Source organism: Frankia sp. CeTa3Moorea, assembly GCF_978021225.1.
Map to the genome: position 1 here is coordinate 1 of NZ_CDXDOR010000118.1, position 16087 is coordinate 16087.

Here is a 16087-nt window from a genome sequence, read left to right on the forward strand (position 1 = left end):
TCCCAGAACCCGGCTACCGCACCCTTCTGGTAGTCGCGCAGCTCCCAGCCGTCCTGGCGCAGTTCGATCCGGTGCGCCTCGCCGTCGACGTAACCGGCGAGATCCTCCGCCGGCCACCCGAGTTTGAGCAGCGCCTGCTTGAGCCGGCCGCGCTCGGAGGGGTGCACGGCGATCGTGGCGTCGTCGATGCGGGAGCCGAGCATCGGCACGACCTTCTTGGCCCGGGCCACCTCGACAAGCACCACCCGGTCGAGAGCACGCAACACCAGCCCGTGGGCCGGGTCGTTCTCCAGGCGCAGCCGACCGTAGCGATCCATCGTGTCGGCGATGTCGACAAGCAGGGCGTGCGGCACGGCGTAACGGGAGAAGCGAACCAGCGCATCGACAACCTGCTCGGCGTCATGGCCGGCGGCACGGGCGTTCCACAGCGCCAGCGGCGTCACCCGATAGGTGTGCACGTGCTCCGGAGACCGTTCGAGCTCGGCGAACGGAGCGATGGCCGACCGCGCCTCGGCAGCACTCGGATGCTCGACCTCAAGCAGCAACGTCTTGTCCGACTGGACGATCAACGGGCCATCCGTCACCCGCCACCGCCCTTTCCGTCCGCCGTAGGTTCCACCGTGGGTATCGACCCATCAGTGAACCACCAACACGAGCCGCCCTGCACCAATCGGTGCGGTCCGAGCCACCGGCGTCGCACCGGCACGATCACACCGGCGGCGCGCTGCTCGTTCACCGGCGCCCTTCGACGGTACAGCCGACCACCGACACGGTAACCAGAGGGGCCGAAGCCCGACTGAAACACCGCGGGTCCCGCAGGCAGGCAGGCAGGCGGGCACACCGGCACCGGCCCGCCCGGCTCATGGCGGATCGGCGAGATCCTCCGCGGCGGCCGACCAGTCCGCCGCCACCGGCGGCCCACCGAACGCGTCGTCGATGTCGGCGACGCCGGTCACCCGGTGCAGGACGAAACGACGCGGGCCGGCGCTGAGTTCGTCCCACGCGGTGAGCCAGCCGCCCTCGACAGCGGTGGGCCGCACGATCCGGTCGCTCGGCGCACCCTGCTGGTCGACGTAGCCCAGCAGCACCCGGCGCCGGTCCCGGACGGCTCCCTGCAGCAGCACCAGGATCAACGGCGCGGACCGGACGAGCCCGACCTCGATGCCGGGAACTTCGCCGGCCGCCCGGACCGCCCGTGCGCTGTCGTCGCCTCGGCGGACCAGCCGGACCACGTCGCGCAGCTGGTTGATCCGGGTGCCGGCCACGTCGACCGACGCCGCGCGGGGGCGCGCCGGCGTCCGATAGGCGGCGGGCCGGCGCAGCACCACCCGCCCGTCCGGGGCCTCCGCGACCGGTGCGAACCCGGCGGTGCGCAGGCCGACGAGCACCTCCGCGGTCGGCAGTGGGGAGATGACGATCGTCGGCGCGATCCGGCGCAGCCCCAACGCCTGGGTACGCCGGTTGGCGACCACCTCGGCGAGCAGCGCCGTGTCCTCGCAGCGCAGGTAGCTCGCGGCAGGACCAGCCCGCAACCGGCCGTGCCGCCGGGCGGTGTCGTCGATCAGATAGGTGAGGGCCTGCGGCACCCCGCCTCGACCGAGGCGGGCGAGCATCGCGTGGATGTCCTCCGCCACCAGGCCCGAGTCCAGGCCGCGACGCAGCGAGGCCTCGGAGAACCGGTAGACGGTGGCCGCGCCCGCGGACTCGACGTCCGCCATCCGCGCCAGCTCCGCAGCCACCCGGGGTACCAGCGGGCCCGGGGCAACCGCGGTGAGATCCCCCTGCAGCAGCAGCTCCTCGACCGGCTCGGGCAGCAGCGGCGCGAGCGCGTCGGCGAGCCTGGCGCACAGCGCGGGATCACCAGCCGCCGATCGGCTCGGCACGCCCGCGTTCCGCGCCGGATCGGCGTTCTCCGCGTCGAGCTGGGCGGCGAGTAACCGACCGACCGTGCTCAGCGCGCCCCGGCCGGTCAGCCCGAGCAGCTCGGCCTCGACAATCGTTCCGTCGATCATCCCGGCGAGCAGCGTTCCGCCGCGCCGCGGCGCTCGCCAGGTCAACAGGGCACGCAACGACTCCGCGGTCGGCACCACCCCGGCGGGCGCCGCGGCCAGCGCCCGCAGGACCTGGGCACGCAGGTCCTGCGCGGCCGGTCGCCGCACGTCCAGCGACAGGGGAGCGATCTGCCGGCCCCGCTCGTCCCGCTCGCCAACCAGCCAGGCGGCGGTCGACGAGCGCAGCCAGCCCTCGACCAGTACGGCCCACCGGGCAGCTACCAGGTCGGTGCCCCAGCGGTCGTAGGCCGTGGTCGGCACGTACTGGACGTCGACCCCCGCGGTCGTGTCGACCAGGCCGGCCGCCGCGGCCAGCTCCACCACGAAGGCCGCGGCCCGCTCGTCGACGTCGAGCAGTTTCGCGGCGGCCCGCAGGTCTCGCACGCTCAACCCGCCGGTGCGCAGCGGGGTGACCGGGCTCGCGCCCCAGGCGTCCAGCAGGGTGGTGACCCACCGGACGAGGGTGTCCGCCGCCAGGGCCGCCGCGGCGTCGGCCGCCGCCACCCCGACGACCTCTCCCTCGACGGCGGGCGGGTGCGGGTGCAGGACCCCGGCCGGATGCTCGCCGCGCACGACCAGCCCAACCTCGCGCGGCAGCTCGACGGTCTCCTCGTCCAATCCGACGAGCAGGCCGCGGGCGAGCAGCTCCTCCACCGGGGTCCGGGCCGCGGGCAACCCCAGCAACCGGCCCGCCTCCGTGGTGGCGCCGAGTGCCGGACCCGCGGCCAGCCGGTCCAGCAGCTGCCGCGCCCGGGAGGAGCAGGCGTCGATCCACTCCCGGACCCGATCCGCGTCCGCGAAGGCGCCGCTCAACGCATCGATCATCGCTTCCCGGACGGCGAACCCGGTCGCCGTCTCGTCGGCCGCGCCCCGGGGCACCGGCAGGCCGGCCGCGGTCAGGAGCCGGGCGAGCTGGGACTGCCGGTACGTCGTCAGGCAGGCTCGCACGGGACGGCCGAGCCCCAGCGGGCGCACGCCGAGGAGGTCGACGACCATCCCGGTAACCCGCAGCTCGTCGTCGTCGCCCCAGATGAGCCCGAGGTCACGAAGCCGGCCCACCGGCTCGGGCACCTCCGGATGCCCGCAGAACCTTGTCAGCTCCGCCAGGGACACCGGCCGGGGAAGGATCGTCAACGCCTCCAGGAGCTCGCAGGCGCCCGTGTCGAGACGTTCCAACGCGCGGGCCACGCTGACCCGGATCTCCAGGCGGGCCGCAAGCACCTCGAAGTCCGGTGGGGGCGGCGTCGCCAGGTCCGGCCGTAGGAGGAAGAGCCGGGTCAACGCCTGATCCGGAAGCGCACGCAACCAGTCCACGAGGGTCCCGGGCTGTCCTGAGGCCTCGGCGGCCGGCATCGACACCCTCACGACGGTAGCTGGCGCGGCGCCAGGCCGGCAGGGAGCCGTCGCTCAGCCGGGCCGTGCCGCGTCACCTGGGCGGATGCCGGATTCGCGACCGCGGCGGAAACCGGCACCGCGGCGACGGGTGATGGCCCCGCGCGGCAGGTCGTCGTGCCGTCCGGCCGCTCCACCGCCGATCCCGACCCGAGCCGTCCCCACCTGGTCGAGCACCCATCCGCAGCTGGTGTCCCACCGCAGCACCGCGATCGCCGGATCGGTACCGCCCGGCGGGGACAACACCGCGAACGCCCAGTCGGGTGCGCCGGTCGAGGTGCGGATGCCGGTGATGCGCAGACCATCCGGCGACACCCTGGACACCAGCGGGCTGTCGAAGACCGCCGCCGTGATCGCGGCAGCCTCGGCCTCGGTGGGCAGCCGGCCGGGTCCATCGGAGGCGTCCGGGAGCTGCCCGGCCCGGCCGTTGCCGGCATGACCCTGCCCGGCCCGGTCCTGACTCACCCGCCCCTGGCCGCCACTGTTCACGGTCAGGGGTGCCGCAGGAGAAGGTGCGGGTCTTGGACGCACGTGGCCTCCCTGGATGCTTTGGCAGGCCAGGACGCGCGCTCGGCCGAACGTCGGCGACCAGGATGCCCGAGACGGGCCTCTTCGCGGCGAGGTCGACGGAATGCGACAGACCTACCGATACCGATTTCACACGCCCGGGGCCATCGGATGCAAGAGGATTCGGCAAACTGGGCGCAACCAATTTCGCCGGGACCGCTTCTCCTGCTCCGCCGGCCCGGATGGTCCGCGTGGCCGAGGATCCGCAGGTTACCCGGACATTGATTCGATCATACTCAATGGAGGCCATAAAGCGACAAGTACGGCAACGATGACAACAATCGCTCTCTGGTCGGCAAACCTCTACGTTGTACGCCATCTTTGCGAACTTTTTGCGGGCCTGAGCCGCGAAGCCCCATCTCCGCCGACGGCGCCCGCCGGGCCGCTCCGACGGCCGCGGATCCAGTCAGCATGCCCTGACGACGCCAGGCCCTAACGACGCCGGTCGAACTGGTCCACGAGGAAGGACAGATGGTTCACCCGTCCCCAGTCCGCGACCCGGGACATCGTCCCGGCGTCACCGGGCAGGGCCAGTGTCCGGCCGAGCGAGACGCCGACGACGAGGACCGCCGCGAGCACCGCCGCCTGAATCGCGCTGAGTACCGGGTTACGGTGCTGGCGGCCCCCTCCGGCCGGGACTCGGGTACGGGCTCGGCTACCGGCCACGCGGCCGTGCGGGCGGGCCGGCTCCGGGACGGCGGCGTCACCGACGGCGGCGTCACCGACATCCGGCCCGTCGGCTTCAGGGCTCCCCCGCCGGCCCTGTCCCAGCGGGTCCACTCGTGGCCGGCCGGAGGCACCGCCCGGTGACATCCGGTTCGAGGGGCGCCGGGGTTCCCCGGCGGTCCGTGGGTCGTCGTCCCTGATCGCGTGCTGGTACCCGGTGAAGCTGACCTCGTCCAGTAGCCCGGAACCCGGCCGTAGCCCGGAACCCGGCCGACCGTCTCCCCGGGAGAAGCCGTCCGGGTCCGGAGGAGATCCCCGGTCCAGCCCGAACGGCGCGCGCGGGTCCGGGGGAGACGAGGAATACGCGGGTCGGTGCCGGAGGTCATCGGCCCCACCCGGCGGGGAGACACCCGCACCGCGCGGGTCATGCCAACCGCCGCGTGGATCGTGCCAACCGCCGCGATGGTCAGGCCGTTCCGCCGGCCTGGGCCTCCTGGCGGATCTCGTCGCCAGCGTGCTGAACGCGACGATCCGGCCCTCGGACGGCTGGCGGCGCCGGGGCGCGGCGGTTCCCTCAGCTGCCGGACCCGACCGGATCCGCCCGGTCCGAGCCGCGTTGTCGGGGAGGTCACGCACGGGGTCCGAGAAGTTCCGCGCCGGGTCGTGAACCGGACCGGCGGGTGGGCCGGGATCGGCGCCACCGCCCACCCGACCATGATCTACCCGATCATGATCCACCCGGCTGTGATTCAGTCGCGGCTGCGCGCGTGTGTCACCGTGCGAGTTCCTGCCCTCAGCGACCACCACCCGCCCCTTCCCGCCCCCGGCGCCCAGACGCCACGTCACCGCACCATCCACCGACGACATGAACAACGCCGACAATCACCACCCTACGAAGGTGGTCCAGGACAATCCCGACACCGACCACGGTCATATATCGCAATCTATCCCAGAGTATCCCTGCCAACACGAATCGGCACAGTCAGCCCATCGGGGGTCGCACCACTTTTCGGTGTTCCATCGGAACATTCCGCCCAGAACCAGGGCGGGCCGGGCTAACGCTTCTTGACCCGGCACACCCGTTCGAGGATGAGGCCGCCGGTCAGCAGCACCATCGCCGCGGCCAACCCGAGACCCGCGGTGAGCGCGTCGCCCCCCGCCGTCGGGAACTCCCCCGTGCGGGGCATGGTGTAGCCGAACACACCCGCCCAGAGGCCGGCGAGCGCCGCTCCGACGACGGAGCTCGCCTTGGCCAACGCGGCGAGCCGGGCGACCGTGAGCGGGAGGATCGGGCGCGTTCCCGGCCGCCCCTCCAGCCGGCGGCGGGTCAGGGATGCGACCTGGAGCTCGAGGGCGCCGATCATGAGAACCGACACCGATGCCGTTCGCGGCAGCGTGGGAATCGATCGGTACGCCCACCACAGGAGCAGGTACCCGAGTGCCCCGAACGCCACCGCGACCGCGATGAGATCACGCGCCCGGGTCGGTCTCACCTGGCCGCCTCTCCGGCATCACTGCCGCCGACGGCGGGATCGGTGACGGCACCGGCCCTGGGATCCGCCTCGACCACGAGATCCGACAGCGACCACGGGGTCCGGCGCAGACCGGCCGGGTGCTTCCCCACGGCCATCCGGGCGACCAGATCGACAACCCGCCCGTGCCCAGGCAGCGTCGCCTCGGGATCAACGTCCAGCCAGGGCACGCAGACGAAGGCCCGCAGATGTGCTCGGGGATGCGGCACGAGGATCTCAGGGTCGTCACTGCGCAGGTCACCGACCGCGATGACATCGACGTCGAGCGTTCGCGGGCCCCACCGGACGGCCCGGACCCGCGCGGCCCGTTCCTCCACCTCGCGGACGACCTCGAGCAGATCACGCGGGGGCGCCGGACGCACCAGGACGACGGCGTTCAGGTAGTCGTCCTGCTCAGGTCCACCGACGGGTGCCGTCTCGTACACCGGTGAGCCGGCGAGCACCCCCAGCGCGCGGTCGAGCCGGTGGACGGCGGCGGACAGCCGGCCCAGACGATCACCGAGGTTGGACCCGAGCGACAGCACCGCATGGTCCGGCCGGGTCATCCGGTCACCCGCCATCGGTGGCGACCCCCGCGGCCGCGTCCGGCGCGGTCACCGGCTCGACGCCGTCGACCCGGTTCCGGACAATCGTCACCGCGACATCGGCGAACGGAACCGCGATCGGGGCCGCGGGCTTGTGGACAGTCACCTCGGCCCGCATCACCCGACCGTCCCGCAGACAGGCGCGGACGAGTCGATCGGCGAGGGTCTCAATCAGATTCACGGGTTCTCCGGTAACGATCCCGGCAAGGGTCTCGGCAAGCTCGCCGTAGTGCACGGTGCGGGTCACGTCGTCGTGGGACGCTGCCGAGGAGAGGTCGAGCCACAGCGTGGCGTCGACGACGAACTCCTGGCCAAGATCCCGTTCCGCCGCCAGAACCCCGTGGTGGCCGCGAGCCCGCAGCCCCGACAGGGTGATCCGGTCGAGCGACGTGGCCCTCGGTCGGGAGGCGACCTCCGCTGCGGAACCCGTCACCGCGGAGCCCACGGAACCTCCCGGTCTTCCACCCGGCCGGCGTCCACGGCCCAGCCGGGATCGACCTCGGGTCCGTCCCCGCGCCGGTCACCATCGTCCCGCCAGGCGCGCACGACCCGCACGGCGTCGGCGGCCGGCCGGACGGCATGCACCCGCACGCCCCACACCCCGGCCGCGGCCAGCAACGCGGTGGTCGCCTGGGTGGCGTCGTCCCGGTCTGCGACCGGCCGGGCCGAGCCGTTCGCGCCCGCCAGTACCGAGCCGAGAAACGACTTGCGGGACGTGCCGACCAGCAGCGGCCAGCCGAGCGCGAAGAAGGCGTCGATGTGGCGCAGAAGCGTCCAGTTGTGCCGGGCGGTCTTGGCGAAGCCGATGCCGGGGTCAAGGATGACCCGATCCTCGGCGATCCCGGCGGCCAGCACGGCCTCGAGCCGGTCCACGAGTTCCGAGACCACCTCCGCGACCACGTCGCGGTACACCGCCCGGGACGCCATGTCCGCACTGGTCCCCCGCGCATGCATCAGCACATAGTGCACGCCGCGGTCGGCGACGAGACCGAGCAGATCGGGATCGGCGCCGCCGGACACGTCGTTGACGAGCACTGCCCCGGCGTCGACCGCGGCGGCGGCCACGGAGGCACGGCTGGTGTCGATGCTGACCCGGACGCCCGCGGCGGCGAGCTCGGCCACCACCGGGAGCACGCGACGCATCTCCTCGGCGGCGATGACCCGGGACGCGCCCGGTCGGGTCGACTCGCCACCGACGTCGACGAGATCCGCCCCGTCGTCGACCATCCGCAGCCCGGCCCGGACCGCCTCCAGCGGATCGAGGTAGGTACCGCCGTCCGAGAACGAGTCCGGCGTGACGTTGATGACGCCCATCACCCTGGTCAGGCCGCCCGGCACGAGGAGTTCCTCGACGGTCCCGCTCATGGGAGACCTCCACCGGACGTCGCGCCCAGCGGCGCACGGCGGTAGGCGTAGCGGTAGACCGGCCGGAAACCAAGATCGGCATACAGGCCCCGCGCCGCGGTGCTGATCTCTTCGACCTGCAGATACGCATGAGTGGCGCCTCTGCCCGCCGCCCACTCGGCGAGTGCCGCGATGACCCGGCGGGCCGCGCCCCGGCCACGGGCCACGGGCAGGGTCGCCATGCTGTAGACACCCAGCCAACGGTCGTCCGCGATGCCGCGTCCGACCGCCGCCGGTACGCCGTCCACGGTCAGGGTGATGTAGATGGTGGGCAGCCGCAGCGCCGAGAGCACCGCGAGCGTGCCGGGCCGCTGCACGTTGAATGTCGTCAGCACCTGGCCCGCGACATCCAGCCACTCATCCGTCGGCGTGGTGGTGACGGTCACCCCCACCGAGCCGGCAGCCGCCGGTGCCCGGTCGGCACCACGCACAAGGTCGGCGAGGGGCGCCGTGCAGACGTCGGTGGGACCGGTGTCGTCGTACCCGGCGGCGTCAAGGACCGCGCCGAGCCCGGTCGGCCGGGAGAAGGGCGTCAGCTGGAAGGTCGGCGGCAGACCGGCGGCGGTGTAGAAATCCCGCACCGTGGCGAGCGCCGCGGCGAGGTCGGGCACGTCACCGCGAGCCCAGACCGAGTTGCCTCGCCGGGACGATCCGGCGGACTCGCGCAGCACCCACCCGGCCCGTTCGACCTGGCGCAACGGCGGCCAGGCCCGGTGCGCCTGGTCATCGAGCTCACGGGCCAGGGACGCGTCGGCGGACGGCAGGTTTGCCCGCGGCCCGACTAGTGGATCGGCGGGACGCCGCGCCACGCGGTCATCAGGCACGGCGCGCCGACCACGGCCGGCCTGGTCGACACCAGCTGCGCGACCTGCCGGCCGGAAAGCACGTCGGGGAGCCATCGATCACAATGCCGAGGCTACCGACCCGAACGCAGGGATGGACGACCCGAACGCAGGGATGGACGCCGGCACCGATCGGACCAACATCGGGCCCCCCAGCTTCACCTTTTCGGTAATCATGACGAGATGTCATGATTACAAAGCTATTGCCGCCTCGTTCCCGTTCTGGAGCGGACCGACGGCGGGCCGCATCCCGGCCTCCCTCGGCTCGTCGCCCGGGACCCTCCCGGGCCGGGGCGATGATCCGCAAGCCTGCGCCGCGCGATCCTGTCGGTCCTGCCAGCGCCCCCCTTCCTCGTCCCGCCACCGCCGACCGGCGAACTCCACCGCCGCATCGCACCGCCGCCGGCTCGCCCGCCAAACATGATCGGCAGAGGAAACCTCCGGGTAACACCACGCAGAGCCACGATGACAGGAACTTTGCGCACCAACAACCATCACCCTTCGGCGCAGCCTCCCTCCTACTATTGACAAAGCGAGACACGGGCCAGATCCGGTCGGACCGACCAGAGTGACCGGAGCGACCGGCCGGCGGCAGCGAGGCCGTCGCACGACCGCCGGGAGACTTCGGCCGTTGATCGCTGGATCCGGCCGGACCGCCGTCAGGGAGGATGGCGGTCGCGGCACCGATGCGGGCGTGTGGTCTCACTGTGCGCCTCCGGTCGGTCGCTTCTCACAGTGGGCTCTACCCCCACTACCTTGTCGCCACGGTCACGACCGTGGTGTTATCTGAAGGAAGGACGCGCGGCATGCCGCAGTCGAGCGGATCTTCACCGACGCGCGGGCCCGACCCCGAGGCCTGGGTCCCGACGAGCCGGTCGGCCCCTCTCCCACCCTGGTGGGCGACCACCGAGTCGATCATCATCCCGCCGGCGCGCACCCCTCCGGACGACCACCCCGAGGACTACGAGCCGGCGCCGCCGCCCCAGCCTTCGATGACGAAGTCCGCAACGAGCCCCACCGATGTGTCACCGGTACCTGCGGGCACGCCATCCTTCGGCACTGTGAGCGAAGCACCCTTCGGCGCTGTGAGCGGAGCGATCCCGGCGCAGCCGACACCGTCGTCGGCCCCCCACACCACGCGCCTTGGCGCCCCGGCCCCCGGCGCCTCGGACCGCAGACAGTTCCATCGCTATGCGGGAGCGGCGGTCATGACCGCGATCCTCGCCGAGGGACAGATCATGGAGGTCTCGGACGTCCTCGCGGCCAGTCCGGTCCAGCTCGCTCTGGAACGCGCCGACGATCTGCTCGACGACCTCCTCGACGCGCACGAGGCGACCCCACCCGCGCACATCCTGGCCCAGACCGAGCGGTTGCGCCGCGGCTTGGAGCGGCTCAGCCGGCGGTCCATCCCCGCCGGCGACGCCCACCGGCGCGACGTGCTGCGGGGGCGGGTCGCCGTGCTGGGTGCGGATGCGGCCTTCAAACTCGGTGACATCGAGACCGCGCGGTCGCTGACGTCGCTCGGCTTCCAGGCGGGGCGCTCGGTGGGTGAGGGTGCGCTTCGCGGCTCGGCCCGGGAAGTCGCGGCCGTCAACGAGTTCTACGCCGGCCGGCCCGACGAGGCGCTCCGCCTTGCCCGGGACGGGCTGACCCACGTCAGTGGCGGTGCCGTGCGGGCCCGACTTGTCTGCCAGGAGGCGCGTGCCCTCGCCGCCCTCGGTGACGTGCGGGGCGCGGCCCAGGCCCTGGACCGGGCGTACGACCTGGCGGACGCCATCCCGGCAGACCGGTGGGGCCGTCCTGGTCCGAGTTTCGACCAGTTCAATCCGGTCGAGGTGCCCTACAACGCCACGACGGCCCTGTGTCTGCTCGGCCGTCCGCAGGCCGCCCAGGAGCACGCGGATCTCGCCATGCCGAAGCTGGACGGGATGAACGCCCCGGGATTCCGGTCGGTGATCCGCCTCGATCTCGCCCTGGCGCTGGCCCGGCAGGGCCGCCTGGAACTCGACCAGGTCTGCGCGCTGGCCACCGAGGCGATCCAGATCTCCTGGGGGCGAACCGTGGCCTCCGTCTCGGGACGCGCGGATCAGCTGCTCGCGGCCACCCGGCCGCACAGCGAGGTGCACCAGGTGCGGGACCTCGCGGTACTCATCCGGGAGTGGCAGCGCTCCGCGGCGCGGCAGCGGCCCGGCGGGCGCGCGGTTCCCGTGCCGAGCCCGTCGGTCTGACGCCGGCCACCGTACGAGGACCGTACGAGGGTGGAATGGCCGACGGCGGGCGCCCTCCGGCGGGCTCGCCGGACCACGCGCGGTTCACCGCGGAGCGGACTCGCCGCGCCCTCGGCGCGATCTGCGCTGAGGCCGGCCTGGACGACTCGGGCGCCGTGCTGATCAAGAGAACCGGGAACGCGGTGTACCGGCTGCCACGGGCCGGCGCGGTTGTCCGGATCATCGGATCGGCCGCGATGGCGCATCGGGTGAGCAAGGTGGTCCGGGTGGCCCGCTGGCTGGCGGAGAACCACGTCCCGGCCGTCCGGCTGCTCCCCGGCGTGCCGGCCCCGGTCACGGCGGCCGGCTTCCTCGCGACGGTCTGGGCCGACGCGACGCCACCTGGCACCCCGCCCGGCGGCCCGGCACCGGACACCACGGAGCTGGCCGGCGCGCTGCGCGGTCTGCACACTCTGGCGCCGCCGGAACCGCCGCTGCCACGCTGGGATCCCCTCGACGACGTCCGCCGGCGATTATCCGACGCCGAGGCGCTCCCCGAGCCCGACCGCCGTTTCCTGGAGAAGATGACCAGCCGGGTCGCGGCGGCTCTGCCCACCATCCGCTACGCGCTGCCGCGGGTCGTCATACATGGGGACGCGCATCTGGCTAACCTCGTGCGGGCCGCGGACGGCCGCGCGCTGCTCTGCGACTTCGACGCTACCTGCCTGGGGCCGGCGGAATGGGACCTGATTCCCGTGGCGGTCGGCCGGCTACGCTTTGGTCATGATCCTCAGGCCCACCTCGACCTGGCCCGGGGCTACGACTTCGACGTCACCACCTGGGACGGGTTCGCCGTCCTGCGGGCGGTCCGGGAACTGAAGCTGGTGACGAGCGTGGTGCCGATCCTGGGGAGCAGCGCGACGGTGGCCACCCAGTTCCGGGTCAGGATCGACAGCCTGCGCTCCGGCGACACCGGCGTCCGCTGGTCCCCCTACCGTTGACGCCTCCCTCATCACCCTCGCTGTCAGGACCCCGGGGAGGAGACGCCCCCGCCGCCGGCACCACACGAGGCACACCGTTTCCACCGGCCGGGCCGTGCGGTCCACGGAACCACATGTCATTCTAGTCAGACCTGTCGGGCCGGTCCGGCGGGTCACGTCCACGTGCCGGACGCCCGGCTCCGAGCGGGGGCTACCGGCGCGGACCACCGTCCTGGGCGTGGTCGTCAGATCACCCCGGCCTCATGGCTTGGGTCGCCCGAACGGAGGGGAGGCCCTTGAACACGACGGAGGGAATGCCCGCCCCGGGGATCAACCAGGTGGCGTGCTGCCCGGAGAACAATCATGAACGATGATCCTCGGGAGATCGGCGCCATCCGGGTCGGCGATGGCGGAGATCGGGACCCCGCGCATCCCGGGCCGCAGGAGCGTGGCGGGCGCGTCGGGTCCCCGTCGCCGACCACCGAGCAGCCGTCCCGTTCGGCGAGCCGACTGCCGGCAGTGACGGACACCGGCCGGTCGTCTCCCGACCGAGCCGACCCGGGTCACTGGCAGACCGGTCCGGCGCAGCCGCGCTCCGCCGGTGCCGCCGGTTGGACGGTCGACGGCCCCTACCGCCCCGAGCCGGCGGCATCCGCCTTCCGGCCGGGCACCGCCGCCCCGACGGCGTCCCCCGCCGTCTCCGACACCTGGCCGTCGATGCGCCGCGTTGATCCGATGTCGGCCACGGGTTCCGAGGCAACAGGTTCCCACCCGGCCGGCTCGGCGGGCTGGACCGATCGGGGCACTCTCGGGTCCGCGGCCATGAACCGTCGAGGCACGGAGAGTGCCAACGACAACGGCAGGATGCTGCCGATCGAGACCCGCACCTTCGATCCGCTACTCGACCAGTTCCCCCCGAATCCGGGCGGAGTGTTCGGTCAGGCGTACCCGCCGCCCCCGCCGGGGGAGACCCGGGCCTGGCGGGGCGATCCGCTGAACCCGCCACCGCTGAACCCGCCACCGCCACCGTCCGACCCGTACGCCCAGCCCCCGCCGCCGGGCCCGCCACCGGCCCCGCGGGACGAACGTCATGATCCGTGGCGGAGCACGCCGCCGGTGGCGCCGGCAAACTCGTCCGCTCTGGAGGAGACCGCCGCGATGAGACGGGCGGACTTCGACCCCGCCGCTCCCCGGCCGTACGGCGAGATGGATGGGCGATACGAGACCTATCGGCCGTCGACCGAGTATCCCGCGCCGCCGCCCCCCGGCCGGTCGAGAACCGGGAGCAAGGCGGCCCGCGGCCCGCACACTGGCCCGGCCCGCACGCCCACCGAAGCCGGCCGCATCCCCTCCTGGCTGCGCGATCCCGAGCCAGCCGGGTCTCCCGGCGGCCCGGCGGGACCGGGTCCCCGGGAGACGGGTCCCCGGGAGACGGGTCCCCGGGAACCGGGAAACGGCCGGGCGGGGCTCGCCACCAGCGCACTGCTGCCCGCTCCCCCGGAGACGGCGTCCCGCGGCTGGCGCAGGCTCGTGTACCAGGTCTCGGCGGGCGCGGTGAACCCCGGTCCGTCCCCCGACGAGGTTCGCGACCGCCGGCTCCTCGCGCGCATCCGGAACCCGCTGCACGACTGTCACCGCATCGCGGTGATGTCCCTCAAGGGCGGCGTCGGCAAGACCACGACGACGGTGGCGGTCGGCTCCACGCTGGCCAGCCTGCGCGATGACCGGGTGGTGGCGATCGACGCGAACCCGGACCGTGGCACCCTGGGTTCCAGGGTGCCACGCACCTCCGCCCACACGGTGCGCGAGCTGCTGGCGGACGCTCCGCGTCTGCACCGGTACGTGGACGTCCGCAGGTACCTATCACAGGCCGACTCGAGGCTGGAGGTGCTGGCGTCGGCCAACGATCCGGAGCTGTCGGACACCTTCGGGGATGCCGACTACCGGGCAGTCGACGATCTGCTGCAACGGCACTACTCGATCCTGTTGACCGACTGTGGGACGGGCATCCTGCGCAGTGCGATGCACGGGGTGCTGGAGCTGGCCGACACGCTGGTGATCGTGAGCAGCGCCAGCGCCGACGGCGGGTCCAGCGCGAGCGCCACTCTCGACTGGTTGGACGCGCACGGCTACTCCGACCATGTCCGCGAGGCGGTCGCCGTGATCTCGATGTTCCCCGTCCAGGGCGAGCGGGTCGACGTCGACACGCTGGAACGGCATTTTGAAGCCCGGACGCGACGGGTGGTCCGGGTCCCGTTCGACCCGCATCTGGCCGACGGGGGACGGATCGTGCTGTCGAGCCTGAAACGGGAGACGCGGGCGGCCTATCGGGAGATCGCCGGCGCGGTGGCCGAACGCTTCGGCGAGGAACGCCGCGGCTACCCGGGCGGCTGACGCCGCTGGCACCGCCGGCTGCCTCAGCGGCCCAGCACCTCAGCGGCCCAGCACCTCAGCGGCCCAGCGCCGCCACCGCCGTCCGCACGCCGGGACGACGCAGTTGCCGGGCGATGGTGGTCCGTCCCTCGATGAGCCGGGTGAACAGCCCGAAGGCGCCCGGGCCCGCCATGACCGTGTGCATCGCGCCCGGCCGGCGGGTGAACGCGGCCAGGACCTCTCGTCCCGCCGCCATCTCGGGGCCCAGGATCGTCTCGACGCGCGCGGGATAGGCGGCCAAGGCGTCGAGCGCCGTGGCACCCGGGCTAGGCGCCGTGGTACCCGGGCCAGTCGGCCTTGTATCCGTGACCCCCCCGGCCCGGGGCACGCCCGCCCTCGCGCGACCGACACCCACACTCGCCGCGGCGGCCGCCTCCCCGGCGAGCCGACCCGACCGTAACGCGAACGAGATGCCTTCGCGTGTCCACGGATCCAGGAGCCCGGCCGCGTCCCCCGCGACCAACACCCGGCCCCGACGCAGCGGGGAGCCGACGGCCCGCACCCGGGTGAGATGTCCGGAGTCATGCTGGCGCGGCAGGTCGGTGAGCCCGAGCCGGTCGACGAACCGGGTGTAATAGGCGCGCAGCGCGGCGCCCTCGGCACGATCACCGATCACGCCGACCGTGAGCACCCGTCCCTTGGGGAACACCCACCCGTAGGAACCCGGCACCGGCCCCCAGTCGATGAGCATGCGCCCGGCCCATCGCGCGGCACGCGCCGGGTCGGCGACAAACTCGCCCTCCAGACCGACGTCGACCTGGTCACAGCGGACACCGGCATAGGTGCCACAACGACCCGAGGTGCCGTCCGCACCCACCACCACCCGAGCGCGCAGGCCCGCCCCCGCGCGGAGACGCACGGTCACCCAACCGTCATCCTGATCCCCGGCGTCCTCGGCGATCCCGGCCTCGCCCGGCCCGGTCACATCCCGACCGGTCCCGCCCGGCCCGCTCTCGGTCAGCCCCACCACGTGCGCACCGGTCCGCACGGTCGCGCCGGCCGCAGCCGCCGCGGCCAGGAGAGCGGCGTCCAGATCGGATCGCATCACCATCGACATCCAGGGACGGCCGCCGGACCGGCCGCGGGTGACCTCGAAGCGGCCGTCCCAGGTCATCGTCAGGGAGCTGACGCCGGCTCGGACCAGACCGGTCAGTTCGGTGCCGAGATGATCCGCCGAAAGGCCGACCAGGCCGCCACCGCAGGTCTTGTAGCGAGGTACCGCCGAGCGTTCGAGCACGCACACCCGGGCCCCGGCGTTCGCCGCCGCCCGCGCCGCGCTGCCACCGGCCGGGCCCGCCCCGACGACAATGACGTCAAAGGTGTTCTCCGGATCGTCAACCCTGCTCACGGCGCTTCATCCTCCCGGACACGGCCGGGCCCGGGTGTGCGTGCTCGAACGCCCGGCGGTACCTCGCCACAAGACCTGCGG

The 16087-nt window shown here is 73.1% G+C and carries 13 protein-coding genes; 3 read left to right on the top strand and 10 right to left on the bottom strand.

Translation table 11 applies throughout. The features are described 5' to 3' along the window. The 9 genes from AC08OV_RS18215 to AC08OV_RS18255 form a co-directional block, all read right to left on the bottom strand. A partial coding sequence (locus tag AC08OV_RS18215) for a helicase-associated domain-containing protein (protein WP_476619996.1) occupies positions 1–584 on the bottom strand: 584 nt, incomplete at its 3' end. Positions 585–860: 276 nt separating this feature from the next. Next, complete coding sequence (locus AC08OV_RS18220) at positions 861–3404, bottom strand: helicase-associated domain-containing protein (protein ID WP_476615590.1); 2544 nt, start codon at positions 3402–3404, stop codon at positions 861–863. A 54-nt stretch (positions 3405–3458) separates the two neighbouring features. Beyond that, entirely contained in the window at positions 3459–3908 is a 450-nt protein-coding gene (locus AC08OV_RS18225; protein WP_476619997.1) for a hypothetical protein, read from the bottom strand. Between the two features lie 534 nt (positions 3909–4442). Next, positions 4443–5522, bottom strand: coding sequence for a hypothetical protein (locus AC08OV_RS18230; protein ID WP_476619998.1), 1080 nt, complete (start codon positions 5520–5522; stop codon positions 4443–4445). Between the two features lie 209 nt (positions 5523–5731). Next, positions 5732–6169, bottom strand: a complete 438-nt coding sequence (locus tag AC08OV_RS18235; RefSeq protein ID WP_476593694.1) for a DUF3180 domain-containing protein — start codon at positions 6167–6169, stop codon at positions 5732–5734. Then, on the bottom strand, positions 6166–6753 hold the full coding sequence (folK, locus tag AC08OV_RS18240; RefSeq protein WP_476615061.1) for a 2-amino-4-hydroxy-6-hydroxymethyldihydropteridine diphosphokinase: 588 nt from the start codon (positions 6751–6753) through the stop codon (positions 6166–6168). The genes AC08OV_RS18235 and folK overlap by 4 nt, the downstream gene beginning before the upstream one ends. Before the next feature lie 4 nt (positions 6754–6757). Beyond that, a complete protein-coding gene (folB, locus tag AC08OV_RS18245) occupies positions 6758–7225 on the bottom strand; it encodes a dihydroneopterin aldolase (protein ID WP_476615060.1) in 468 nt (155 codons plus the stop codon). Continuing rightward, positions 7222–8157, bottom strand: coding sequence for a dihydropteroate synthase (gene folP, locus AC08OV_RS18250; RefSeq protein ID WP_476615059.1), 936 nt, complete (start codon positions 8155–8157; stop codon positions 7222–7224). Before folP ends, folB begins: the two co-directional genes overlap by 4 nt. Then, positions 8154–9005: a GNAT family N-acetyltransferase gene (locus AC08OV_RS18255; protein WP_476615058.1), complete on the bottom strand. Its 852-nt coding sequence runs from the start codon at positions 9003–9005 to the stop codon at positions 8154–8156. The genes folP and AC08OV_RS18255 overlap by 4 nt, the downstream gene beginning before the upstream one ends. A gap of 839 nt (positions 9006–9844) precedes the next feature. Between AC08OV_RS18255 and AC08OV_RS18260 the strand changes: the two genes are divergently transcribed. From AC08OV_RS18260 to AC08OV_RS18270, 3 genes are all read left to right on the top strand, one after another. Next, positions 9845–11266 (top strand): hypothetical protein, encoded by a 1422-nt coding sequence (locus AC08OV_RS18260; protein WP_476615057.1) that lies wholly within the window; start codon positions 9845–9847, stop codon positions 11264–11266. A gap of 35 nt (positions 11267–11301) precedes the next feature. Then, positions 11302–12246: a phosphotransferase gene (locus AC08OV_RS18265; protein ID WP_476615056.1), complete on the top strand. Its 945-nt coding sequence runs from the start codon at positions 11302–11304 to the stop codon at positions 12244–12246. A gap of 342 nt (positions 12247–12588) precedes the next feature. Further along, positions 12589–14619: a MinD/ParA family ATP-binding protein gene (locus AC08OV_RS18270; protein ID WP_476619999.1), complete on the top strand. Its 2031-nt coding sequence runs from the start codon at positions 12589–12591 to the stop codon at positions 14617–14619. Between the two features lie 55 nt (positions 14620–14674). On the opposite strand, the gene AC08OV_RS18275 is transcribed toward AC08OV_RS18270, so the two are convergent. Beyond that, complete coding sequence (locus AC08OV_RS18275; RefSeq protein WP_476620000.1) at positions 14675–16006, bottom strand: geranylgeranyl reductase family protein; 1332 nt, start codon at positions 16004–16006, stop codon at positions 14675–14677. Positions 16007–16087: the final 81 nt, after the last annotated feature.

Excerpts from the sequence above, each read along its gene's own strand:
- AC08OV_RS18220 (WP_476615590.1), bottom strand. The coding sequence starts at position 3,404 with ATGCCGGCCGCCGAGGCCTCAGGACAGCCCGGGACCCTCGTGGACTGG.
- folK (WP_476615061.1), bottom strand. The coding sequence starts at position 6,753 with ATGACCCGGCCGGACCATGCGGTGCTGTCGCTCGGGTCCAACCTCGGT.
- folP (WP_476615059.1), bottom strand. The coding sequence starts at position 8,157 with ATGAGCGGGACCGTCGAGGAACTCCTCGTGCCGGGCGGCCTGACCAGG.
- AC08OV_RS18260 (WP_476615057.1), top strand. The coding sequence starts at position 9,845 with ATGCCGCAGTCGAGCGGATCTTCACCGACGCGCGGGCCCGACCCCGAG.
- AC08OV_RS18265 (WP_476615056.1), top strand. The coding sequence starts at position 11,302 with ATGGCCGACGGCGGGCGCCCTCCGGCGGGCTCGCCGGACCACGCGCGG.
- AC08OV_RS18270 (WP_476619999.1), top strand. The coding sequence starts at position 12,589 with ATGAACGATGATCCTCGGGAGATCGGCGCCATCCGGGTCGGCGATGGC.